We start from the raw sequence: 24,412 nt of genomic DNA, 5'->3' as shown, positions 1-24,412 counted from the left end.
GCCGGGGATTGGGGGCCTACCAGCGGCTGACGGGTCAGCGGGCGAAGGTTGCCTCGCCCGTGACCGGTGCCGTAACGACGGGTGCCTCAGCAGACTGGATCGCGGCGATCCGACCTGCCTTGGGCTGAACTTTGGCGCCGGGCATCGCCATCTGCGTGCCGGCGATCACGACCTTGTCCTCGCGGGCAAGGCCGGAACGGATGACGCGGAGACCGTCGACGACCGGACCGAGCTCGACGGGCTTGGGCGCCACGGTGCCGTCGCGACCGACCGTGAGCACGAGCTTGCGGGCCTGGTCGGTCTGGATCGCCGAGTCCGGGACCATCATCGCTTCCGTGGTGCCACCGGCCGACAGACGCATGTTGCCGAACATGCCGGGGGTGAGGAACATCCCCGGGTTGCTCAGCACCGCGCGTCCGCGGATGGTGCCGGAACGCGGGTCGAGGCCGTTGTCGGTGAAATCCAGCCGCCCCTTCCACTTATACTCGGCTTCGTCCTGCAGACGGATCTCGACCGGCGAGACCTGTGAGCCGGCTTCGCGGGCGCGCTTCGTCTTGAGGAACAGCGCCTCGGAGCCGTCGAAGGTGAAATAGATCGGATCGAGCGCATTGATCGTGGTCAGGAGCGAACCGCCCTGCCCCTCTCCCGCCGCGACCAGATTACCCGGGTCGACGCGCCGGTCCGAAATACGGCCGGCAATCGGCGCACGGACCTGCGTGAACTCCACATCCAGTGCACGGCTGCGCACGCGCGCCTGGCCTGCTGCCACTGCTGCGTTCGCGGCACGAACCCGCGCCTGCAGTCGATCCAGATCGCTGCGCGACACGGCGTCTACGGCAACCAGCCGCTCGGCACGGGCAAGGTCCGTGCGCGCCAACGCCAGGTCGCTCTCCGCACTCGCCAGGCCCGCCCGGGCCTCAGCCAGCGCGGCGGTGAACGGGCGCGGATCGATGGTGAAGAGCAACTGGCCCTTCTGAACCACCGCGCCATCGGTGAAGTGCACGCCGGTGATTGCGCCGGCCACGCGCGGCCGGACCTCGACGGAGCGGCTCGCATCGAAGCGGCCGACGTAATCGTCCCATTCGTTGATCTCGCGGACCAACGGCGTTGCCACCGTCACCACCGGGGCCGGCGGCGGGGGCGCCGCTGCGGGGGCGTCCTTGAAGGCAATGCCCGTTGCGGCCGCGACCAGTGCTACCGGCAGGGCGACCAGGCTCGCGCGCTGCCACCTGGGCAGGCGACGGAACCGCCCCGCAACACCGCTGCGGGGCGTATCTTCAGTTTCGACACGGGAAATCATGTTCATCGGGTACGCCTTCCCTGGTTCAGGGCTGAGCGGCCGCGGCTGATGCTATCGAGCAGCGTCTCATACTGCCCGTGCGTGAAGCCGGCCTGGTGGAATGCGTGGATTTCGTCGCTCGGGACGGCGTCGCCGTGGTGCCATGCGAGTACCGAGACACGGCGCAGCGCCTCCAGCTTCGGATCGGCGAGCCGGGCGCTGCTTCCGGGAACGCGGAAGATCGAACCGAGCGCGAGCGACATACGCCCGGGCGTAGCGAGGCTCGACAGACGGTCCTTCTGCGCGATCGCAACCACCGACCATTCCAGTGCCGACAAGTTCTTCGTTGCCAGGCTTTCGGGAGCAACTTCGGCAACGGTAGCAACACTATCCGCGGGAGCAGCGACAGGAGCGCCTTGCAGCTCGGTGAAGTTCATATACGCCATCGACTTGTCTCCTCCTGTCCGACCGCGTCGGGCAAGCGCCCTCGTGCCGCGCGGAACCCTCCGCCGGCCTGCCGGTCCATTGTTCTAAAGAGCACGACCCGGCAGCCACCGACGGGATGCCCCGCGACGATCTTCTCCGTTCCGATGCTATTCTTGTGCCGAAGCCGCTCCCGGACCTTTAAGCCCGATCAGCGCCGCAGCGTGCCTCTTCTATACCGGTCAGTATATAAACGACCCGACGAAGGTTCAAGGCCTTTTTCTATACCGTGCGGTATTTTTGTCGAGAAGAAAAAGTAGAAGTATTCGCAACGCCCGCACCCGGGCGTTCGGGCGTTACTTGCCCGGCCACATCGCGAGGCTGGTATCGATTAACGCCTTCAAATCACGGCAAGAAGCACCCGCCCCACCCTGCACGGCCAGGCCCTGCATGATCGCCGTGAGGTAGCTGGTGAGGCCGACCGCGTCCGTATCGGGGGGCAAATCGCCCTCCAACTTCGCGCGTTCAAAACGATCGACGATGCTTTGCTTGGCGACTCGACCGCGCTGGATGACCTCGGCGCGAATCGACTCGGCATCTTCGCCACAGGCCACTGCGTTGATGACGCCCATGCATCCCTTGGGGTCGCAGTTACTCATCTGCATCTGCAGGGCACTGTTGAGGAGGTGCTCCGCGACTTTGCGTGCGGTCGGCTCCTTCAGCGCCTCGCCGATGTAGTCGAGTTTCTCGCGCTCATAGAGGTCCAGCGCTTGTTTGAAGAGCGCCTCCTTGTTCCCGAACGCGCCGTACAGGCTGGGGCGCGTGATCCCCATCGCCTCAGTCAGGTCGCTGAGCGAGGCGCCTTCATAGCCCTTGCTCCAGAACACGCGCAGCGCGGCCGCCAACGCCGTGTCGGCGTCGAATTCGCGAGGGCGGCCTTTCCCGGGACAAGCTAGTTTCATAATGTTCGGTACATAAGGTAAATCGCGGAAAATGCTAGACCTCGATCATCGAACAAGCCGCATCGCGGCCGGCGGTCAGGCCGGTCCCGCACGCGCCTACTGCTGGGAAAGACGGGGCCGGAACAACTGGCCTTCTTCAATCACATAGATGATCGCGAGCAGCGCGAGGCCGATGGCGAGATACCCGATCGCCAGTGGCAGGGTAGTCCCGCTGTAGGACTGGCCGATCGCCAGGCTCACTACCACCGCACCCAGGCTCGTGATGAAACCCTGCAGCGACGAGGCGGTGCCGGCGATGTGCCCAACCGGCTCCATCGCCATCGCCCCAAAGTTTGATCCACACAGGCCGATGCACGTCATGCTCAGCGCCTGGAAGATGATGTAGCTTGTCAGGCTTTCCCACCCCATCGCGATCACCCCGACATGCACGATCGACAGGGTGATGAGCGCCAGCACACCGGACTGCGAGATGAGCCGTGTCCCCAGCCGCTCTACCAGCCGGCTGTTCGCGAACGAGGCGACGCCCATCGCCCCGGCGCAGACCGCGAACAGCATGGTGAAGCGATCGCCGGCGCCGAACTCATCGACGAAGATCTGTTGTGCCGACGAAACGAACGCCAGGATCCCGCCGAAGGTGAGGGATGCCGCGATCGCATAGCCGACCGAGAAGCGGTTGGTCAGGGTCAGCGCGTAGCTGCTACGAAGTGCCGCAAACGAGATCGGCACGCGGCGCGCAAGCGGCAGGGTCTCCGGCAGCCGCACGAGCGTCCACGCATGCACGAACGCCGCGAACGCTCCCAGGGCGTAAAAGATGAACCGCCACGGCCCGAACGCCAGCAGCGCCTGCCCCAGTGTCGGAGCCAGGATCGGCACCAGAAAGAAGATCATCTGGGCGATCGACATGGTGCGCGCCATTTGGCGGCCTGACGACCCGTCGCGGACGATCGCGACCGCGAGCACGCGGGTCGACGCCGACATCAATCCTTGCAGCAACCGGGCGCCAAGCAAGCCGGCGAAGGTGACCGAGCCCGCCGCGAAGATCGCTGCCGCAACGAAGCCGGCGAGCGTGGCCAGCAGAACCGGCTTGCGACCGAACCTGTCCGCCAGCGGGCCATAGACGAGTTGCCCCGCGCCAAAGCCGATCATGTAGAAGGTGACGATCCACTGCCGGTGGTTCGGCGTGCTCACCGACAGGTCATGGCCGATGTCGGCAAGTGCCGGCAGCATCAGGTCGACGCCCAACGCGTTCACAGCCATCACCGCGGCGATGAAGGCTACGAATTCGCGAGGGTGCATGCCGGCGGGTGCTGGATGAGGCTTCATGCGGTGCCTATCGACGAGGCTGCTGCGAAGGACAAGGGAAGCCGGCTATTGCGGCGATGTTGATCGGCCGCGGGATAGAACCTGCACGAGCACTGCCACTTCCCTGCGATGCGTGCAGGTAGCATCCTCCCCGCACCCACCGCCGGCTGCGCTGGGCCCGAAGGAGCATTGGATGCGGTTCAATCCATGGAAGGCGCGACAGGATCTGGTCGCCGATATCTTCCTCTACCCCCGGGACGAAGGGGGCCGCAGCGACGCCATCGAAGCCGGATGGGGCTGTTCCTGCCTGCCGTCGCGCGACGAGGTGCACGCCGGGTGGCAAGGCTGGCCGCTTCTCAACAGCGCGGTGCTCGCGCCCGGAGAGACCGGCTGCTTCGGCTGGATGTTCGAAGCAGGCGAGCAAGCGGCGGCCAGCCTCCGGGATGCCGCCACCTTCTTCCTCTGGGACGACGGCATCATCGGGGAGGCGCGCATTATCGGCTGACCGCTGGGAGGCGGCGCCAGTTGAACAGCCTTGTCGGTACCTTCTTCTGTTCAAGCGGCGGTGCGTCCCAACGGGGACACCGTGGCGCGTTCGATCGGCCGCTGCACCTTGCCCGCCCCCGCCAGCCGGCGATAGGTCGCGAGCGCCTGCCCCACCACCTGGTCCATGTTGTAATAGCGATAGGTGGCAAGCCGCCCGACGAAGCTGACCGCAGGCTCCGCGATCGCCAGCGCCTCGTACCGCTTGTAGAGCGCCTGGTTCTCCTCACGCGGGATCGGGTAATAGGGATCGCCCGTCGCGCTTGGATATTCGTAGGTCAGGCTCGTCCGCTCGGCTTCCTGGCCGGTCAGATGCTTGTACTCGGTCACCCGCGTGTACGGCACCGCCTCATCCGGATAGTTTACGACCGCGACCGGCTGATGCCAGGGCTGGTCCAGCGTCTGGTGCTCGAACTGGAGCGACCGATACGGGAGCCGGCCATAGCGGTGGCCGAAATACTCGTCGACCGGTCCGGTGAAGACCAGGTGATCATGCGGGTACGCGTCGCGGACGTCGCGATAGTCGACGCCCAGCAGCAGGTCGATGTTCGGATGGTCGAGCATCCGCTCGAACATGCGGGTATACCCTTCGAGCGGCATCGCCTGGAACTTGTCGGTGAAGTAGCGATCGTCGGTGTTGGTCCGGGTCGGCACCCGCGCGGTGACGGCCTTGTCCAGCTCGGACGGATCCAGGCCCCATTGCTTGCGCGTATAGCCGCGGAAGAACGTCTCGTAGAGTTCTTGCCCCACCTGTGACACGACGACGTCGGCAGAGGTCCGGATCGGGTCGACCGGCTCCGCACGCTTCGCCAGGAACTCGGCGACTTCCCCCTCGCTCTGCAGGTTCAGGCCATAGAGCGCGTTCAGCGTCGTGCGATTGATCGGCATCGGCACCAGCTTGCCGTCGACGTGGGCCTGCACCCGGTGCTCGTACGGCCGCCAGTCCGTGAAGCGCGAGAGATAGTCGAAGATCTCCTGCGAGTTGGTGTGGAAGATGTGGGGCCCGTATTGGTGGATCAGGATGCCGGCGTCATCCAGCCGATCATAGGCATTGCCGCCGACATGCGGCCGCCGATCGACTACCAGCACGCGCTTGCCGCCGTCCGCCGCCAGCCGCTCCGCCATCACCGCGCCTGCAAATCCCGCGCCCACGACCATCACGTCGTACCGGTCGTGCGAAGCCGGCCACACGGTCGGCGATACCACCGGCTCGATCCGCCCGCGTGACGCGACCTCGGCCGAGATCAGCGCCATCATCTCAAAGGCAGTGCTGTTCCAGGAGGATCGGGCGAGCAGCGCATCTGCCTCCACGCGCCAGCCGCCATCTCCCTCGCGCAGCCGCATCGCCGCCTCGCAGGCCGCAATAAAGGCCTCGGCAGTGTCGGCGATGCCCACTCCGGCAAGGTGCCCATAGTGGCGCACCACGTCCGTGATCGGCGTCGACACCACCGGACAGCCGGCGGCGAGATATTCGGGCGTCTTGGTCGGGCTGATGAAGCGCGTGGCTTCATTGATGGCGAACGGCATCAGCGCGACGTCCCAGCCCGCCATATATGCCGGAAGGTCGGAATAGCTCTTCGAGCCCAGATACTGGATGTTCGCGCGGCGCGGCAGTTCATCCTCGCCGATCTTCACGACCGGGCCGATCACGACCAGCGACCATTCGGGCCGCGCGTCCGCGACCGCTGCGAGAAGATCGAGGTCCATGCGCTCGTCGACGACGCCGCTGAAACCCAGCCGCGGACCGTAGCCCGGCGGCTGGTCGGCGGGCGCCTCCACCGCTTCGCGCGCACGCGCAAAATGCGGCACGTCGATGCTGGAGGGGAAGGCATGCACGTTGGAGTGGCGCCCCCGCTTCGCCTCATACAGGCTGGTGCCGCCGGTGAAGACCAGATCGGCATGCTCCAGCAGCATCCGCTCCCGGTCCAGCAGCTCGGGCGGCGCGCCGCGGAAGGCCGAAAGTTCGTCCATGCAGTCATAGACGACGCAATCCGCTGCCACGCCCTGCGAAAACGGCAGCATCATCGGGGTGTAGTACCACCGGATGACGGTCCCGCGGGTGCCGACAAGCGCCTCGTCGAGCAGCGCCGACAGCTCGGCATCTTCGCCCGCGCCGCGCGCTGCGCTGTCGATCTCGGGCGTATAAACCTCGACGCCGCTGTCGGGGCAGACGCTGTGCCGCACGCGCGCCGCGCCGATGCCGTCCACATACTCTGGCTCTTCCCAGAAGAGCACGCGATGGGTCGCGGCAAATCGGCTCATCAAATGCTGGGGACGCTGGAAGACAAACGCCCAACGCAGATGGCTAAAGCAGATGAGCGTCGGTCGGGGATCAGGTTCGCGGGTAAACACCGGAAGACTGCTGTTCGATTGCAACTGCTCGTTCACGCACGCCCCCTGTGATCTACTCACGATAACCCGAAACAAACCGGCGGACGGGGGGAATGTTCCGCTAAGTGCTTGGCTTCTAACATGGGTTACGGCGTTTCATGGAACGATGCGGGGACGGCATCCGTTCACGTGCGGGGAAACATGAGGTACCGCATGCCGCAGATCGAGCTCTGGGGTGGCGTCGAATGTACGGTAAACCGTACCCGCGACGGCTATCTCGACCAGACGCGGCTGAGTGGCCACCATGACCGGCTGAGCGACCTCGATCGTTTTGCCGAGATCGGGTTCCAGGCAATTCGCTACCCCGTGCTGTGGGAGCGGGTCGCCTCGGACGATCCTGCGAGACCTGATTGGCGCTGGTCCGACGAGCGGCTGGGGCGGCTGCGCGAACTCGGCATCCGCCCCATCGTGGGGCTTGTCCATCACGGCAGCGGCCCGGCACGCACCAACCTGCTCGACCCGGGCTTTGCCCCCGGCCTAGCGCACTTCGCCGGACAGGCTGCGGAGCGATATCCGTGGATCGATGCATGGACGCCGATCAACGAGCCGCTGACCACGGCGCGCTTCTCGGCCCTCTATGGTCACTGGTATCCGCACGCCCAGGACGAAGGCGCGTTCTGGCTGGCGTTGATCAACCAGGTCGATGCGACCCGCCTGGCGATGCAGGCGGTGCGGCGGATCAACCCTTCCGCGCAGCTGATCCAGACCGACGACCTCGGCCGGACCTATGCCACCACCCGCCTGGCGGAGCAGGCCGCGTTCGACAATCTGCGGCGCTGGGCGGGCTGGGACCTGCTGTTCGGCCGGGTAACCCGGCACCACCCGCTGTGGGAGAGGCTGGCGGGGTTCGGGTTGGAGGAGCGGTTGCAGCGCATTGCCGACGCCCCCTCGCCGCCGGATATCGTCGGGGTGAACCACTATCTCACGAGCGATCGCTTCCTCGATCACCGGCTGCAGCTCTATCCCGCGAGCACGCACGGCGGCAACGGCCGCGCCCGCTATGCGGATACCGAGGCGATCCGGGTGCTCGACCCGCCGCCCGCCGGGTTCGCCGGCGTGATCCGCGAAGCGTGGCAGCGTTATCGAACACCGATCGCGATTACCGAGGTCCACAACGGCTGCACGCGCGAGGAGCAGTTGCGGTGGGCCGCCGAAACGTGGGACGCCGCATCCGCCGCCCGTGAAGAGGGCGTCGACGTGTGCGCCGTCACCGCCTGGTCGCTGCTGGGCAGCCACAGCTGGGACACGTTGCTGACGTCCCCCGGCAGCTATGAGACCGGGGTATTCGATGTCTCGGCCGGCGCGCCCCGCCCGACGGCGTTGGCCGAACTGTGGCGCGGGCTCCCGCTGGATGCGCCGCGGCACCCGCTCGCGCAGGAAGCGGGCTGGTGGCGCAGGCCGCAGCGCCTGCTCCATCCGCCGCTGCCGCGCCCCGGTTCCGCCCCGCGTCAGGCGTCGTCGCACCGCGCGCCGCCGCTGTTGATCTGCGGCTCCACCGGCACGCTCGGGCAAGCGTTCGCCGCTGCCTGCTCCGTCCGGAACATCCACTATGTGCTGACGGACCGCGCCATGCTCGATCTGGAGCGCCCGCAGGATCTGCCGGACCGGCTGGAGGCAATCGCGCCCTGGGCAGTCATCAACGCGGCCGGCTGGGTGCGCGTCGATGACGCAGAGGAGGCGGGGGAAGCCTGTTTCCGCGCCAACGCCACGGGGGCGATTGCCCTTGCCCGCGCATGCTCCGATCGCGCCATCCACTATCTCGGTTTCTCAAGCGACCTGGTGTTCGGCGGGGAAAAGAAGGACCCGTACATCGAATCCGACCCCGTCGCTCCCTGCAACGCCTATGGCCGCAGCAAGGCCGCGATGGAGGCCGGCTGCGCCGCTCTCGACAAAGTGCTGATCGTGCGGACGGCGGCATTCTTCTCTCCGCACGATCCGCATAATTTCGCCTCCGCGGTGCTGAAAAGCCTCGCCGCGAACCGGCCTTTTTCCGCACCGCGCGACCAGCTGGTCACCCCGACCTACGTCCCGCAGCTGGTCGAGGCGGCGGTCGATCTGCTGATCGATGGCGCGACCGGGCTCTGGCACCTCAGCAACGGAGAGCCGCTGAGCTGGGCCGACTTTGCGGAGCGGATCGCCGTCTCCGCAGGATACGACCCACGCCGCATCGAACCCATCTCCGGCTCCGCCCCGGGATGGCGGGCTCCGCGCCCTGCGTCCGTCGGCCTTGCGACCTCACGCGGGAGGCCGCTCGGATCGCTCGACGCTGCCATCGCCCAATTCGTGGCGGTGCGGGCGGCTTCGGACGTGGCTTGCACGCCGCGACTGAGCGCCTTCGGTTGAGGCCGCGGGCGTCTCGCCGGAACCCCTCGGCTCCGGCGAGACGATCACAGGTCAATGCCCCTGATACGGATCCGTGCCCACCGCGGTCAGCGGCGCGGCGATGCGGGCGAGTTCCTCTGCCGGCGCCTTGGCCTCGGCCCGATCATAGGTGAGCAGGCCGTTGATCTCGTCCTCCACGTCCGTCGTCTGGGTGTAGACGGCGGCGCTCAGGCCCTCCTCCCGCGCCTGGCGGATGATCTCGTCGAACTTGACGCGATAGCGCTTCAAGTAATCCTGGCGATCGGTCGCGACCTGATAGCCCCAGTTCCGCTTGCCGGAGCGCCAGATGTGCCCCGCCACCGGCAGGCCGATGCCGCCATATTCGCCGATCACGATCGCGCGCGTGCTGGAACGGGGCGGGACGTTGGGCTTGTCCTCATAGGTGTGGATGTCGACCATGTCGGAAGCCTCCGGCGCGACGTCCAGCCAGCCGCTGTCGGCGTTGACCACGCGGCTGGGATCCATGCCCTTCACCAGCTTCGCCAGGGTGGTGGAATCATACTGGCCCCAGCCCTCGTTGTTCACGACCCAAGTGACGATCGAGGGGAATGCCCGCAGGTCGCCGATCATGGCGGCAAGTTCCTGCTGGAACTCGGTCATCGCGGTCGACGACAGGACCGCCTCGCTCTTGCTGGAGCCGGTGACGAACTGATCCTCGTCGCCGCCGGAGGGCATGTCCTGCCAGATCAACATGCCCAGCCGGTCGGCGTCATAATAGAAGCGGGCCGGCTCCACCTTGATGTGCTTGCGCAACATGTTGAAGCCCGCCTTCTTCAGGAAGACGATGTCGCTGACCATTGCCTCCTCGGAAGGCGGCGTCAGCAAGCCGTCCGGCCACCAGCCCTGGTCCAGCGTGCCGTTCTGGAAGAGCGGCTTGTTGTTGAGGAGGATGGCCGGCTGCCCGTGCAGCGTGCCCGGGCCGATCGAGACCTTGCGCATGGCGAAATAGCCCTTCACCCGGTCGACCGGCGCTCCGACGACCTGGGCGGCGGCATAGGTCGCCCGCTCCCGCTCGGTGAAGCGCGCGTCATAGGCCGTGCGGGTGCGGTCTTTCGCGCCCGCATAGGGGTCCTTGACCGTCACCAGCTCGGCGGTGAGGTCGTAGAGGAAGGGATCGTCCGGCGACCAAAGCCGCGCATTCGGGATCGGCAGGCTGGCATGGCGGTTCGCGCGCACGATGGTGCTGGCGATCACCTTGCCATCCTTGCTGGCCGTCAGGCGGACCGCGTCCGTGTCGTTGGCGGAGCGGTTCAGGGCGACGTCCACTTCCAGCCGCCCCCGGTCGACGTCCGGGGTGGCGCGCACATCGGCGATGTGGAGTTCGGACACCGGCTCCAGCCAGACCGTCTGCCAGATGCCGCTGACCGGCGTGTACCAGATCCCCTGCGGCGCGAGCGTCTGCTTGCCCCGCGGCTGCACACCGTCCGATGTCGGGTCGGCAACCTGAACCACCAGGTCGTTGGCGCCGGCGCGCAGGTGCGGCGTGACGTCGAAGCTGAAGGTGGCAGAGCCTCCCTTGTGGGCCCCGACATAGGCCCCGTTCACCCAGACAGCAGCCTCATAGTCGACCGCGCCGAAGTTCAACAGGACATGCTGCCCCCGCCAATCAGCGGGCACCGTGAAGCTGCGGCGATACCAGATCCGGTCATCGGGCAGCACGGGCCGCTGAACGCCCGACAGCTTGGACTCGACGGCAAAGGGCACGAGGATCTTGCCCTGCATCTGCATCGGCTGGGGCGTCCCGGCCTTGACGATCGCATAGTCCCATTCGCCGTTGAGGTTCAGCCACCGCTCCCGCACCCGCTGCGGTCGGGGATAGCTGCGCCACGCGTTTTCGGGAGTGACAGCGCGGCCCCACTCGGTCGTCAGCGAAGTCTTGTAGACCATCGCGTCCGGTGCCGCAGGGACAGTACGCTGCGCCACTGCCGGAGTGGCGACTACTAAGACAGTCGCGCCCGCAACAAACAGGCTCGCGCGTCCAAATACCATCGAATCCTCCCTCTTTTTGGAGAGGCTAACGCGATCCAAACGCGGAGGCGACTTAATTATCTTATTTTTGCTTAATCGGTGACTTCAGCCGACTGCCAGCCGCCGCCCAGCGCAAGGAACAGCCGCACCTGATCCACAGCTACGCGGCGTTCCTGTGCGGCAAGTGCCTCTTCGGCGGAAATGAGGACGCGGTCGGCGTCGAGCACCGGAAGAAAGCCCTGCCGCCCGGCCCGGAACAGCGTCTGCGAGTCGCGCGACGCCTGAGCTGCGTGGGTTCGCGCCTCCTCCAGTTCAGCGCGACGGTCGAGGTCGCGGGCATAGACCGTCAGCGCCGTCTCCACCTCTCGCAAGGCCGTGAGCACCACACCGTCGAACCTCGCATAGGCCGCATCCGCCTCTGCCTCGGCCATGCCGATCCGCGCGCGGACGCGCTTGCGGTTCGGGAACTCCCAACTGATCAGTGGGCCGAGGCCGAATTTGAACGTATCCCGGGCGAGAAAGGAGTCCACAAGCCCGCCCGAGCCGATCGATGCGCCCAGCCGGATCTTGGGATAGAGATCCGCGGTCGCGACACCGATCCGTGCCGTTGCGGCGCGCAGCATCAGCTCCGCCTGACGCACGTCCGGACGACGGCGCAGCAATGCAGCGCCATCCCCGATCGGCATCGCGCTCTCGAGCTGCGGTTCCTCGTGGCAGCCGGCAACCCGGCGATCGAACTCCGCCGGGGGCTTTCCGGTCAGCGTCGCAAGCCGGAACAGCGCCGTCTGCTTTTCCGCGACCAGGCTCGGCATGTTGGCGCGAACCCGTGCCTCCTGCGCCGTTGATCGCGTGACGTCGAGGCTGCTGCCCCGGCCGCCCCGCACCAGCCGGCGCGTGAGCTCGGTACTGCGCTGCTGGAGGTCAAGCGCACGCTGGACCACCCCGATCTCGTGACCCGCGGCACATGCCTCGACATAGGCAGCGGTGGTCTGTGCTACCACGGTGACGCGGGTGGCGTCATAGGCTGCCTGAGTCGCCGCCAGGTCGGCGTCCGCCGCCTCGATCGCGCGACGGATCTGGCCGGCAAGGTCCAGCTGGTAGCTTGCGGAGGCCTCGAGCGAATAGATCCATAATGGTGGGAACTCCTTGCCCGGCATCAGCGCTTCTTGTGCCGAGGGCAGGGCCCGCGACAGGCCCGCGCCCAATTCCGTCTGCGGCTCCCGCGCGTCCGCGGTGATGGTGCGTTGCGCGCGTGCCCGCGCGATGTTCGCTGCCGCCACCCGCAGGTCGGTGTTGGCGGCTATCGCCTCTTGCACCAGGCTGTCGAGCACCGGATCACGATACAGCCGCCACCAGTCCTCGGGGACGGCCGTGGCCGCGAACGCCGCCTCGCTGCCGCTGACGAAGGGCGCCTTGGCGGAGGGGCGCTCCGCAACCGCGGTTTCGGGGCGGTGGTAGTTCGGTCCGACGGGCGCGCAGGCGGCCGCAGCTACCGTGGCCAGCAGCGGAACCGCGCGACGGAGCATCGACATTCTCATGCCGCCCTCCCCGCGGGAACGCGCTGCACCGCGCCGCCGGCTTGCTGCGGCGGTGCGATGGGCTCGCGGTGGATCACGTTCACCGTCGCCGTCCGCCCGACCACTAGGGAAAGCCCGGCCGGCACCCGATCGAGGACGATCCGTACCGGCACGCGCTGCGCCAGCCGTACCCAGTTGAAGGTCGGATTGACGTTGGGCAGCATCTTGTCGCCCGCCGTCCGGTCGCGGTCGTCGATGCCGCTTGCGATGCTCTGCACATGGCCATCGATGATCCGGTCCTCACCCATCAGGTGCACCTGCACACGATCTCCCGGCGCGATGCGCGGCAGCTTGGTTTCCTCGAAATAGCCGACGGCGTGGATCGACTGGCGATCGATGATCGCGAACTCCGCGCGCCCGGCGGTGGCATAGTCGCCTGGCCGCAGGTCGAAGTTGGTGATGGTGCCGTCCACCCCGGAACGGACGACCGTCCGCGCCAAGTTCAGGCGCGCGGTCTCCAACTGCACCTGCAGGCGCGCGAGTTCCGCCTGAAGCTGCGCCACCTTTGCGTCGCCCTGCTCCAGTTCCTCCGCGGGGACCAGATCGCCCAGTACACGGTTGCGGCGCGCCTCCCGCTGCGCCTGGGCGATCTGCACGCGCTGGGTCGCAAGCGCCGCCTGCGCCTGCTTGACCGCAAGCTCGTATCGGGGTCGATCGATGATGAACAACGGCGCCCCGGCGCGCACCTGCTGGTTGTCCCGCACCAGCACCTCGGTAACCAGGCCGGAAACGTCGGGCGCGACCTGCAGCACGTCGGCGCTGATCCGGCCGTCCCGCGTCCAGGGGTCCGTCTCATAGTGACGCCACAGCGCCTCGCCGACGAAATAGGCGGCGAGCACGATGGCGAACGTGACCAGCACGCGGATGATGACGATGGGATTCATGACAATCTCGGAAAGGTAAGCGCAAAGGGAGTACCGGCGGAAAGCGCCGTGGCGATCAGTCCCCACAGGACCACGACCAGCGCGAAATCGAACAGGCCTCGGTGGAAGACGAAGCGGTAGAAACCTGCGCGCGCGAGCGCCCATTCGATGGGCAGCGACAGCGCATAGGCAAGGATCGCCGCGATCAGCAGCGGGTGGACGTAGATACCGTTGATGTCGATCTGGCCGTTCATGCGGCAAGGGCCTCCGGCTGCCAGGCGTTCGCGTCGGGGAAGAGGTTGCGGCGCAGACCCACCAGCGCATGCAGCGTCTGGTCTCGGGCCGGCGTCTCGCGTGGTTCGTTCAGCACGAGCGCAAGCGCCCGGTCGATCTGGTCGAGCAACGCGAACGGAGGCGGCTCGCTCGCGCCGTTGCCCACGCGTCGGAAGTGGCGGCCCAGGGTCGCGACCAGCTGCTCCATCGCGGCGCTGCCCTCACCCAAGGGCGCGCCGCGCGCAGCTTCGCGCACCTGCAACACGCCCAGCCCCACGCGCAGGTCGCGCAGCGCGTCGGTCCCCGCCAGCCGGAGGTCGGCCGCCGCGCGCGGCAGGCGCGGCAGGATCAGCCCGACGCGATCCAGCATCCGGCTGGTCCAGTCCGACGGGCTGCGGACGGCGCGCCCTTCGGCGGCGTCGGCAAGATCCCGCCAGCCCGCACGCAACACCCGCAGCACCGCGGAAGAAGGGTTGATCACGCGCACCAGCCGCGTTGCGAAAATGGCCGCCAGCACGCCGGCGCACAGCGCCACGTTGCTGTTGAGGAACGCCGCGAAGTCCGAGGGACCGTAGTTGTTGTTGAGCGCCACGCCGCCCCCGATCCCCATCACCAGCGGCATCGCGGCACCGGCCAGCGAAGGAAAGGCGACCGCCACACCCAGCGGCAGAAACAGCGGCGCAAGCGCAAGGGCGAGCAGGGGGAAGCCCGTGATCATCGGCAGGATCGCGAACAGGTAGAGGCCCACGAATGGGATCGCCGCGGTCGTGCCATAGAGGAACCCGCGCTGCGCGACCGTGGGATCGTCCATCGCTGCGAAGAAGCAGCACATGACCGCCGCGATCATTGTGGCGGTGGCCCCGTCCGGCCAGCTGCTGAAGATCCAGAACGCGGAACAGCCGGTGATGGCAAGCACCGCCGCAAGCGCCGATCGAAGGGCCAGGCCATAGTCTAGGTGGAAGCGCCGCGGCCGCGCCGCACGGATCGTCGAGCGCAGGGACTCCGGCAGCTTCTCGTCCGGAAAACGGATGGCGCGGGCGAGCTGCCGGATGGTGGCCAGCAGCACGACAAGCTCCTTCAGACGCCCGGCAAGGTTCGCCTCCACGAGCGCGCCCCAGTCTCCTCCGGCCGGGGCCTCGCGCGACAATCGCGCACAGCGTTCCTGCAGGACATCGGGATCGCCGGCGCCCGGATCCTCTGTCCACAAGCGCACATCCTCGACGAGGGCTTCGAGTGCCGTGGGCAGTCCGCCGCCTGCGCGCAGGGTAAGGATGCGATCCTCGATCGCGGACACGATCGGCAGCAGCATGATCAGCCGGTCCTGCAGCGCCGCCAGCGTGCTCCGCTGCGGCCGGATCCGGGCTGTGTCATAGGCAAGATGGGTGCCGAGCAAATGCAGTTCGGTCGTGTCGTTGGCGAGGCGCCGCCGCTCGGCCTCGATCTGCGGCGACGCATTCCCCGCCAGCGCGTGCGCGGTCCAGCGCTCGGCATCCGCGAGTATCTCTCCCAAGCGTTTGCGCAGGGTCTCGCCGACACTGACCGGCAGCACGATCGAATGGAACAGCATGGCGCAAAAGACGCCGAGGCCGATTTCCTGCGCCCGCAGCACCGCTACGTCGAACACCCCTTCCGGATGCATCGCCGCGGGAAAGCCGACGAATGCCGCCGTATAGCCCGCCAGCATGAACAGGTAGGAGCGCGGCGTCCGGTCCAGCAGCGAGACGAACAGGCACAGCCCCACCCACAACGCCAATGCCAGCGTCAGCAGCACGGGTGCGTTGACGAACGCCGGGACCATCAGGACCGCGGCCGCGGCTCCCACCACTGTCCCGATCAGGCGGAACACGCCCTTGGAAACCGAGGCTCCTGAGAGCGGCTGGCTGGCGATATAGACCGTCACCATCGCCCAGAACGGACGCTCCAGGCCGATCGCGAACGAGAGGAACAGCGCGAGCAACGCACCGGCAAAGGCGTTCGCCGAGAAAATCAGATGACGATACCCAATCGTCATCACCCGCAGGACCGTTCCGAGCTGTCCTGAAGCGCGAGGGCCAGCTGGTCCATGACCCGCAGCGCCGCCTCTACGTCAGCATCGGGAATGCCCGCGAACACCTGGCTGCGCAGGGCCGCAGAGCGCTCCTCCACCTCGGCAGCGAGCGCCTTGCCCGCCTCCGTCAGGTACAAGGTCTTGGCCCGACCGTCGTCCGGATCGGGGCGCCGCTCGACCAAGCCCGCTTGCACGAGCTGCTGCACCAGCGGGACGAGGGAGGCACTTTCCATCCCCAGCTCATCGGCCAGCATGCCCTGGCGCACGCCATCGCCGTGCCGGCCGATCAGCATCACGGCGAGCGCCGTGGTGTGCGAAAGGTCGAGCGAGGAGAAGCCGCGGTCGATGTAACGCCGATAGGCGCGGGCGAGCGGCATGAGGCGGTGCGTGAACCCGCGTTGGAGTTGTTGATCCGGCATGAGGTCGCCAGATAGTTAGGAACCTAACTATATAAAAGACCTTCCGGCAACATTTTGTTGCAATGCAGCGGAGCACCCCCTGCACCCGGGGGCCGATGGCCTCCATTGACGCCGCTGAGCGCAGACGCGAACGGTGCCCCGAAAGAACCAGGGAGAGTTGATTGATGTCGATCCTGCGCTGCAGCCTCGGGCTACTGCTTCTCGGAACGGTCGCGGCGTGCGCCCCCAGCCCGTCGCTGAAGGTGATGACGTTCAATGTTCGCTATCCCTCGGACGAAGGCCCGACCCGCTGGGAGCTGCGCCGCCCCGTCATGGTCGCGACCATTGCGAAGACCAGGCCCGACGTGATCGGCACCCAGGAGCTGTTCCAGCGCCAGGGCGACGATCTCGTCAGCGCGCTTCCGGAATACCGCTGGTTCGGCCGCGACCGCCGCGGGGCCCATGTCGACGAGCATATGGGCATCTTCTACCGTACCGACCGCCTCCGGCTGATCAGCCAGGGCGATTTCTGGCTTTCGGACACGCCCGACCAGCCCGGCAGCTCCAGCTGGGGCACCGACCTGCCCCGCCTTGCCAATTGGGGCGTGTTCGAAACAATGGGGTCGAAGCCGCGTCGCTTCCTCTTCGTCGACACCCACCTGCCGCACCGGGACCAGGATGCGCAGGCGCGCGAGCGCGGCGTGGCGGTGATCCTGTCGCGGCTTCCGGCGATCGCCAAGGATCTGCCGGTGGTCCTGGCCGGCGATTTCAACGCCGAGCCCGACAGCGGCGCCTATGCCGCACTCGCGCAGGTGCTGACCGACGCGTGGGAGACTGCACCCCGCAAGCAGGGGCCGGCCGCAACCTTCCACGATTTCACCGGCGTCCCACAGAAGCGGATCGACTATCTCTTCACGCGCGGGTTCCGCAGCAAGGAAGCGTCCGTGGACACGCATCACGACGGCGCCACCTATCCCTCGGACCATTTTCCGGTCGCCGCCACCCTGACATTCGAGCGCGAAGCGCGGTAATGCGCCGGGCATGATCAAGACCCTGCTGGTAGCCGCCCGAGATCGCAACCGCCTCGCCGAGATCCTGCAGATCGGCTCGCGCTTCGGCCTGGGCGTGCTGCTCGCCCGGCTGGGGCTGGAGCGCGACCCTGGCGAGGCAGACGATCCGCAGACGCTCCCCCGGCGCACGCGGCTCGCCTTGGAGGCACTGGGACCGACCTTCGTGAAGCTCGGGCAGATCCTGGCGACGCGCGGGGACCTGCTGGCACCCGACTGGATCGCCGAACTCGAGCAGTTGCACAGCCAGGCGCCGACCCTGCCGTTCGAGACGTTGCGCTCCGCCGTGGAGGAGGCGCTCGGCCAGCCGCCGGAAACGGCCTTTGCCGAATTCGATCCGCAGCCGCTTGCGGCGGCATCCATGGCGCAGGTCCACCGCGCCACGCTCAAGGACGGGCGCGCCGTGGTCCTCAAGATCCGCCGCCCCGGCATCCGCCCGCGCATGGAGGCGGACCTGCGCCTCATCGCGCAGCTTGCCGCCGTCGCGGAATCCGCAAGTGCTGAGGTGCGGCGGTTCGCGCCCGCGGCGATGATGCGCCAGCTGGCGGAAGCGGTGCTCGAGGAACTCGACTTCACCGGAGAAGGTCGCAACGCCGACCGGCTCCGCGCGGACTTTGCCGACGAACCCCGCGTGGTCGTGCCCGAGATCCACTGGGCATTCACGTCCGAGACGCTGCTGGTGATGGATTATGTCGAGGGCGTGCCGCCCCGTGACGGCGCGACCCTGCGCGCGGCCGGCATCGATCCGGCCGAAATCGCCGCACTGGGTGCGGACGTCGTGCTCGACATGGTGCTCGTCAACGGCCGCTTCCACGCCGATCCGCATCCCGGCAACCTGCTGTGCCTTCCCGGCAATCGGCTCGCGCTGCTGGACCTCGGGATGATCGGCCACGTCTCGCCCCGCCGGCGTGAGGAGTTCCTGGGGTTCGTCCAGTCGCTCATCGGGGCGGATCCCGCGGCGCTCGCCGACGTGCTGGCAGGCTGGTCGACGGCGCCCGACGTGCCGCGCGAGCGGATCCAGCGCGCCGCCGACCGGCTGATCGCGCGGCATGGCGGTGGGCGCGTCGTGCTCAGCGCGCTGGTCGGCGATTTCCTCCCGCTGATGCGGGACGAGGGCATGACCATGCCGCCGGACCTGCTGCTGATCTTCAAGGCGATGGCGACGATCGACGGGGTTCTGACCGCGATCGAGCCGGACTTCGATCTTTCAGCCGCCATGCAGCGCTCCTCCCTGCGCATCGCCCAGGCGCGGCTCTCCCCTGAGCACTGGCTGCCCACGATCCAGGCGCTCGCTTGGGAGCTGAGCAAGATCGGCAACGACACGCCGCGGCTGCTCCGGGCGGCGATCCGGCGGCTGGAGGCCATGCCCACCCAGCCCGCGCGGGACACGGGCGCCGCGATCGAGGCAGCGGGGCGCTGGATTGCGAGTGCGGTGGTTGCCGGGGCAATCGTCATCGCCGGCGCGATGATGCTCCCCTAGCCTGTCGCCTCGCCGGCGATCGGCGGCGGCTCGACCCCGAACACGCTGCGCCCGCCATAGCTGTGGCTGGCGTGACGTTCCTCCGCGATCAGCGCCTCCACCGACGGGCCGGTGGCGTCGCGTTCGAGCCGGCGGGCCTGCGCGTCGAGCCGGCGGATCGCGTCCAGTTCCTCCGTGCTCCCGAGCTTCGCCTTCACCACCGCCCGTTTCATCACGGCGATGCTGTGGTCATAGACCGCGATCGGCACTGGATAGGGATGCCGGTCCTTACCGCCATGCGCGAGCGAGAAGCGTGCGGGATCGCTGAAGCGGCACGGCGCGCCGTGGATCACCTCCGCCACCATCGCGAGCGCGCGGACCGTGCGGGCGCCCACCCGGGGCGTCAGCAACAGTTCCGCAAAGTCGGCGGGTCCGCGATCGGCCGCCGCCGCGAGGTTCCCGTGGAGGCGTCGCGCGACGATGTCCTCGGCGCGGACGTCATGGTGATCCGGCATGATGAGGTGCGGCAGCATCGACTGCGCCGGTGCGGGTACAGCCTTTGCCTCCAGCCGGGTGACCTCCCGCACGATGCCGTCCGGGCCAAGGCTCGCCAGCAGGTCGAGCTGGCGTCCGCGGGATGCCTCCGCGCGCCGGTCGGCAAGGTTGACGATGGTCCCCTGCCCGCGCCCCTCAATGGCGGCATGCGGCGCGTCGACGAAGCTGGTGATGCCTTCAGATAGCCAGTGATAGCGGCGTGCCTGCCGGCGATCGCCGTTCATCCCCTGCTGCACCACCACCCAGCGGCCGTCATCGGCGACGATGAAGCCGTGGAGATAGAGATCGAAGCCGTCCTGCACGGCCGCGCTGTCGACCTTGGCGACCAGGCGACTGACCTGCCCCAATGCCGTCCCGTCGATCCCGACGCGCTCCCCGACCGCCGCCAGCTCCGTAGGCGTTGCGCGCGAATGGCGGCCGCGTCCGCCGCACACATGGATGCCCAGTTCGCCCGACAGCGGGGCAAGCCCGCGCTTCAAAGCGCCGAGCACGCTCGTCGTGATGCCCGAGGAATGCCAGTCCATCCCCATCACCGACCCAAAGGACTGGAACCAGAACGGGTGCGCCAGCCGCCGGAGCAGCTCGTCGCGGCCATATTCGTGGACGATCGCTTCGACGATCACCGCGCCCAGCTTCGTCATCCGCTGCCCCAGCCAGGCAGGCACGCGCCCGCCGTGCAGCGGCAGGTCGGCACTGCCCGCCCGGCGGGTCATTGTGGTTGCCGGCCGGCGGTAGGAGACGCGCTCATTCCCATTGCCGGGTCATAGCAGCCCGGGAACACATTGGGAACGACGCGGATCTAGAGGCCCTCCCAGCCGACCCAGTGCGCGTTGGACAGGCGTCGCGCGACATCCCAGGTCTGGCGCCGGATATCCGGAACCGCGACGATCTCCCAAAAGGCACCCCGCGTCATCGGCCCCAGCGCGAACAACTGCTCGCTCGCCGTGCCATCGGCGCGGACGACCTGCCCGCTGACAGTGACATCCAGGCCCAGATGCTCGGGATCGGGCCGGATTGCCCCGCGCGCGGCCAGCGTCCGCAACAAGGGTTCGCTCGTGCGCATCAGGTCGCCCTGCGGCCCCGTGCAATTGATGACGCGCTGCACGAACAGCTCGCGCGCGCTATCCTCGCCACGCGGGCGATAGCGCACCGCGACGCCGTCGGCCTCCTTCTCGAAGCCAAGCGTCTTGCCCGCGACGATTTGAAGCCGCCCGCTCGCGCGAAGTTCCGCCAGGCGATCGGCAACCGCCGGCGCAAGCCGGTGGCGGTGGATGTCCCACCAGGGGCGAAGGTGCCGCAGGAAGCGGGCGCGGTCGGCCGCGCCCGCCTGCGCCCACAGCGTCTGGGTGAACGGGCGCAGTTCGTCGACGGCATTGCGCCAGCCGATCGCCTCGCCCCGCTCGCGCACGCGGCGGACCAGCCAAGAGCCGGTCTCGCCCGGCTTCTCCGAAAGCTTTTCCCAAGGCTCCGGCGCGGCATGCCGCTGGGGCAGCAGGCCGCGGCGCGACAGGGCGACGACCTTCCCAGTATAGCCCCTTGCATCCAGCATGAGCACGAGATCGACCATGGTGAGGCCGGTGCCGATGACGAGCACGGTGTCGCTTGCGGACAGCCCCTCGCCCACGTCCGCCGCCCAGGGATCGCCCTTGTATCGTTCTCCGGAGAGCGCGTCCCGATCCAGCCCAGGCGGGTCGTGCGGCGGCAGGTTTCCGACTGCCAGCACCGCGGCATCGGCGGTGATCTCGCTTCCGTCCGCAAGCTGGACGCGGACCTCGTCATTCTCCACGACGTCCAGTACATCGCCCTGGACGATCTGCAACCGCTCCCCCGCGCGCGCCTGCGCCTCGTCGAGCAGCTCGCGCAGATAGGTGCCATAGGTCAGGCGTGGCACGAACGCGGAGGCGGCATCCGCCACCCCCCGCGCTTTGAGCCAGCGGACGAAATGGTCGGGTTCGTCCGGAAACGCGCTCATGTTGGAGGCGCGCACGTTCAGGACATGGCTGGGATGCGCCGCGCCATAGGCGAGGCCAAGGCCCGGCCGCGGCGCCCGCTCGATCAGCGTGGCGCGCGGCCCCCCGTGGCGGAGGAGGTTGATTGCCTGAAGCGTGCCGGAAAACCCCGCGCCGACGATCGCGACATGTCGAATCACGCTGGTCAGATTTCGTAGACCAGTGCGGATCCTTCCGCGACCGCGGCCGAGTTGCGCCGGCTCATCTCGCCGTGCAGCTTTCGAACCGTGTCGCTGCCGGTGCGGGTGCACCAGGCCGGTACGACCGCGTGCACCAGGCACGCCGCGCCGCCCACCAGCATGGTCACGCCGAAATGCGCGGCGGTGCGCGCATGTTCGACATAGCTTTCCCCGACACTGCGGGGATGATCCGTGAACAGCCGCCCGAACATCCATCTACTCCCACAAGATACTCTGGGGGCAGTGCATAGGGCGGCGGTCCGGTTCCGCCAAGCCGGGCATCACGCTCGGCCCGGCGGTCCGTTACCAGTTGAGGCCGGCCCGCGCGTAGAGGTAGCGGCCGTTGAACCCGAACGGCGAGTAATAGGGAAAGCCCACCACCCCGGTCGTGTTGTTGGCCGGGATCGTGCGGTCGGGATAGACGTCGAACAGGTTGTTCACGCCGATCGCGAACTGAGGACCCTTGGTCGCCTGATAGCGCAGCTCCAGGTCGGTGATCGCGTGCCGCCCGGTGTGGATGTCGGCCGCCTCGGTGGTGCCGGGCTGGTTGACGTCGCCATAATAGGTGACGCGTGCCAGCGCGCCGAGCTGATCCAGCGACCAGTCGATCGTGCCCGTCACCTTCTCCCGCGGGGTCCCTTCCTCCAGCGTCAGGATACGGCTGCGCGCGAACAGCGTCGGGGCCGGGTTCAGCGTGGAGGTAGATGTCGGTACGCGCGTCACCTTGATGTCGTTGACGTTGCCCGCGATCGTGAAGTCGAAGCTGCCGGCCGCAGCCGTGCGCAGCCGGTAGTGCGCGACCGCATCAATGCCCTTGGTGGTGGAGGCCAGGCCGTTGATGAAGAAGCGCGCCGCCTGCACGTCCGGCGGCAACAATGCAGCCACCGCAGGGTTGGTCGCCGCGATATTCTCCGACAGGCCAAGCTGGTCGCGGATGTGGATGCGATACGCGTCCACGGTCAGGTCAAAGCCACCCGCACGCACCACGAAACCGGCCGAAAGGTTGGTCGACTTTTCGGAGTCCAGCGGCAGGCCGCCCAGCCGCACCGCAACCGGGTTCGTCGACGGGAAGGTTCCGGTCTGGATCGGCGATCCGTTCTGGATGACCTGCGCGATCTGGGTGAAATACTGCTGCTGCAACGAAGGCGCGCGGAAGCCGGTCGACGCGGTTCCGCGCAGCGCCAGCCAGTCCGCCACGTCATAGCGGGCCGAAAGCTTGCCGGTGGCCGTGGACCCGAAGTCCGAATATTTCTCCGTCCGGCCGGCAATGCCGACAAGGAAGCGGTCCGTCAGCTGTGCTTCCAGGTCGAGATAAACGCTGCCGTTGCGGCGGCTGCGCTCGATCTCGTTTTGGGGTGAGAAGCCGCCAAAACCCTGTGCGCCCGGCGCCGCACCCGGCACGGCACCGGTGGCGGGATAGCCATAGGAGGCAAGCTCGCCGGCCTCGATCTTGTAGCCCTCACGCCGCCCCTCGACGCCAAAGGCGACGTTCAGCGACTGGAACACGTCGAAGCTCCGCGCAACGTCCAGTCCCGCCACCCACTGGTCGTACACCAGCGCGCCGTCGTAGAACTCCGTCGGCGTCTGCGCCCCGAACGCATAATTGGCCGAATTGCGGGTGCGGAACTCGATCTTGTTGCGCCCGTAGCTAAAGTTCAGGTCGAGGTTCCAGCCGTTGAGGTCCCCCTTCACGCCGAGCGCGGAATTGAGGTCCTTCGACTTGCTGTTGATGAGCGGCAGGAAGCCCTGCGGATAGCCCGCCAGCGCGGTCGCCGCGCTCGCCAGGCGCGGGAACGCCGCACTTTCGGACTCGCGGTTCTGATAGCCGGCCCAGCCGTACAGCTGGAAACTGTCGCCCAGTGGCGTGCCCGCGTTGGCGAAGATCGTATATTGATCCGTCTCGGGATCGCCGAAGCGGCCCGTTACCCGGGTCGGCGTCACGCGCGGATCGAAGTCGGCGCGATTGGTCGGCTCACGCTTGGTATATTCACCCGACAGCGTCAGGAAACCCTCACTGCCAAAGCCGATCCCCTGCCAGATGGAGGCGGTGACGACCGGCTCGCCATTGACGTGGCGGCTTCCGCGCGCGGTGTCGATCTGGGTGTTGTAAAAGCCGTAGGTCACCGTCGCGCCGCCACCCTCACGCGCCTCGCGCAGGCGGAGGTTGACGACGCCCGCGATCGCATCCGAACCATATTGCGCCGACGCACCGTCGCGCAGCACTTCGATCCGGTCGAGCGCAGTCACGGGAATGGTGTTCAGGTCGACCGCCGCCGAACCGCGGCCCACGGTGCCGTTGGTGTTCAGCAGCGCCGATGTATGCCCGCGGACACCGTTGATCAGCACCAGCGTCTGGTCCGGCGACAGGCCACGCAGCGTCGCCGGCCGGATCGCATCGGTGCCGTCGGTGGCAGAGGGGCGCGGGAAGTCGATCGACGGCGCGACCGTCGCGAGCGCGGCAGCCAGTTCGGTCGTGCCCTGTCGCTGAAGGCTCGCCCCGCTCAGCACGTCCACCGGAGAGGCGCTGTCCAGCCGCGTCCGCCCTTCGGCGCGGGTGCCGGTGACGATCACCTCATTGCCCTCGTCCTGGGGGGTAGCGGCACCTGTGGTCGGCGCGTTCTCTGCCTCTTGAGAGGGAACGTCGCTCTGCTGTGCAAGCGCGGGAGTTGCAGCAAGCGCGAAGAACGAGACCGTGAGCAGTCCGGCGATACGAGAACGGTACATGAAACCCCCTT

The 24,412-nt window shown here is 67.7% G+C and carries 19 protein-coding genes; 4 read left to right on the top strand and 15 right to left on the bottom strand.

Translation table 11 applies throughout. From position 1 onward, the window contains the following. Nucleotides 1–34: 34 nt before the first annotated feature. The 4 genes from QP045_RS03470 to QP045_RS03455 form a co-directional block, all read right to left on the bottom strand. Nucleotides 35–1,306 (bottom strand): efflux RND transporter periplasmic adaptor subunit, encoded by a 1,272-nt coding sequence (locus QP045_RS03470; RefSeq protein ID WP_422513572.1) that lies wholly within the window; start codon nt 1,304–1,306, stop codon nt 35–37. Then, on the bottom strand, nt 1,303–1,725 hold the full coding sequence (locus tag QP045_RS03465; protein ID WP_422513571.1) for a hypothetical protein: 423 nt from the start codon (nt 1,723–1,725) through the stop codon (nt 1,303–1,305). The genes QP045_RS03470 and QP045_RS03465 overlap by 4 nt, the downstream gene beginning before the upstream one ends. A 333-nt stretch (nt 1,726–2,058) precedes the next feature. Then, the gene (locus QP045_RS03460) at nt 2,059–2,664 is read right to left on the bottom strand and encodes a TetR/AcrR family transcriptional regulator (RefSeq protein WP_422513570.1); all 606 of its coding nucleotides are present in this window, start codon (nt 2,662–2,664) and stop codon (nt 2,059–2,061) included. A 96-nt stretch (nt 2,665–2,760) separates the two neighbouring features. After that, a complete protein-coding gene (locus QP045_RS03455; protein WP_422513866.1) occupies nt 2,761–3,960 on the bottom strand; it encodes a multidrug effflux MFS transporter in 1,200 nt (399 codons plus the stop codon). Nucleotides 3,961–4,159: 199 nt separating this feature from the next. On the opposite strand from QP045_RS03455, the gene QP045_RS03450 reads away from it, so the two are divergent. Continuing rightward, the gene (locus QP045_RS03450) at nt 4,160–4,471 is read left to right on the top strand and encodes a hypothetical protein (protein ID WP_422513569.1); all 312 of its coding nucleotides are present in this window, start codon (nt 4,160–4,162) and stop codon (nt 4,469–4,471) included. 50 nt (nt 4,472–4,521) lie between these two features. Here QP045_RS03450 and glf read toward each other — a convergent pair whose 3' ends face one another. Then, nucleotides 4,522–6,771: a UDP-galactopyranose mutase gene (gene glf, locus QP045_RS03445; RefSeq protein ID WP_422513568.1), complete on the bottom strand. Its 2,250-nt coding sequence runs from the start codon at nt 6,769–6,771 to the stop codon at nt 4,522–4,524. 270 nt (nt 6,772–7,041) lie between these two features. Here glf and QP045_RS03440 point away from each other — a divergent pair, with 270 nt between their 5' ends. After that, complete coding sequence (locus tag QP045_RS03440) at nt 7,042–9,243, top strand: family 1 glycosylhydrolase (protein ID WP_422513567.1); 2,202 nt, start codon at nt 7,042–7,044, stop codon at nt 9,241–9,243. A 51-nt stretch (nt 9,244–9,294) separates the two neighbouring features. On the opposite strand, the gene QP045_RS03435 is transcribed toward QP045_RS03440, so the two are convergent. The 6 genes from QP045_RS03435 to QP045_RS03410 all read right to left on the bottom strand — a co-directional run bounded on the left by QP045_RS03435 (nt 9,295) and on the right by QP045_RS03410 (nt 16,429). Beyond that, nucleotides 9,295–11,271: a glycoside hydrolase family 2 protein gene (locus QP045_RS03435; protein ID WP_422513566.1), complete on the bottom strand. Its 1,977-nt coding sequence runs from the start codon at nt 11,269–11,271 to the stop codon at nt 9,295–9,297. Nucleotides 11,272–11,342: 71 nt separating this feature from the next. Then, on the bottom strand, nt 11,343–12,788 hold the full coding sequence (locus QP045_RS03430; RefSeq protein WP_422513565.1) for an efflux transporter outer membrane subunit: 1,446 nt from the start codon (nt 12,786–12,788) through the stop codon (nt 11,343–11,345). Continuing rightward, a complete protein-coding gene (locus QP045_RS03425; RefSeq protein ID WP_422513564.1) occupies nt 12,785–13,711 on the bottom strand; it encodes an efflux RND transporter periplasmic adaptor subunit in 927 nt (308 codons plus the stop codon). The genes QP045_RS03430 and QP045_RS03425 overlap by 4 nt, the downstream gene beginning before the upstream one ends. Next, on the bottom strand, nt 13,708–13,944 hold the full coding sequence (locus QP045_RS03420; protein WP_422513563.1) for a DUF1656 domain-containing protein: 237 nt from the start codon (nt 13,942–13,944) through the stop codon (nt 13,708–13,710). The genes QP045_RS03425 and QP045_RS03420 overlap by 4 nt, the downstream gene beginning before the upstream one ends. Then, the gene (locus QP045_RS03415) at nt 13,941–15,974 is read right to left on the bottom strand and encodes an FUSC family protein (RefSeq protein ID WP_422513562.1); all 2,034 of its coding nucleotides are present in this window, start codon (nt 15,972–15,974) and stop codon (nt 13,941–13,943) included. The genes QP045_RS03420 and QP045_RS03415 overlap by 4 nt, the downstream gene beginning before the upstream one ends. Then, complete coding sequence (locus tag QP045_RS03410; protein WP_422513561.1) at nt 15,974–16,429, bottom strand: MarR family winged helix-turn-helix transcriptional regulator; 456 nt, start codon at nt 16,427–16,429, stop codon at nt 15,974–15,976. Before QP045_RS03410 ends, QP045_RS03415 begins: the two co-directional genes overlap by 1 nt. Before the next feature lie 245 nt (nt 16,430–16,674). On the opposite strand from QP045_RS03410, the gene QP045_RS03405 reads away from it, so the two are divergent. Together QP045_RS03405 and QP045_RS03400 are read left to right on the top strand one after the other, a co-directional pair. Further along, nucleotides 16,675–17,439, top strand: coding sequence for an endonuclease/exonuclease/phosphatase family protein (locus tag QP045_RS03405; protein ID WP_422513560.1), 765 nt, complete (start codon nt 16,675–16,677; stop codon nt 17,437–17,439). 10 nt (nt 17,440–17,449) lie between these two features. Then, a complete protein-coding gene (locus tag QP045_RS03400) occupies nt 17,450–18,955 on the top strand; it encodes an ABC1 kinase family protein (protein ID WP_422513559.1) in 1,506 nt (501 codons plus the stop codon). On the opposite strand, the gene QP045_RS03395 is transcribed toward QP045_RS03400, so the two are convergent. From QP045_RS03395 to QP045_RS03380, 4 genes are all read right to left on the bottom strand, one after another. Continuing rightward, nucleotides 18,952–20,202, bottom strand: a complete 1,251-nt coding sequence (locus tag QP045_RS03395) for a DUF763 domain-containing protein (RefSeq protein WP_422513558.1) — start codon at nt 20,200–20,202, stop codon at nt 18,952–18,954. The two genes, QP045_RS03400 and QP045_RS03395, sit on opposite strands and share 4 nt — an antisense overlap. Before the next feature lie 86 nt (nt 20,203–20,288). Then, a complete protein-coding gene (locus QP045_RS03390; RefSeq protein ID WP_422513557.1) occupies nt 20,289–21,638 on the bottom strand; it encodes an FAD/NAD(P)-binding protein in 1,350 nt (449 codons plus the stop codon). 5 nt (nt 21,639–21,643) lie between these two features. After that, entirely contained in the window at nt 21,644–21,889 is a 246-nt protein-coding gene (locus QP045_RS03385; RefSeq protein ID WP_422513556.1) for a DUF6356 family protein, read from the bottom strand. Between the two features lie 91 nt (nt 21,890–21,980). After that, the gene (locus tag QP045_RS03380; protein WP_422513555.1) at nt 21,981–24,401 is read right to left on the bottom strand and encodes a TonB-dependent receptor plug domain-containing protein; all 2,421 of its coding nucleotides are present in this window, start codon (nt 24,399–24,401) and stop codon (nt 21,981–21,983) included. Nucleotides 24,402–24,412 lie beyond the last annotated feature (11 nt).

The organism is Sphingomonas sp. 3-13AW (assembly GCF_049311085.1).
Lineage (GTDB): Bacteria > Pseudomonadota > Alphaproteobacteria > Sphingomonadales > Sphingomonadaceae > Sphingomonas.
Note: the sequence above shows the minus strand (reverse complement) of the source record. Positions and strands in the feature narration are given on the sequence as shown.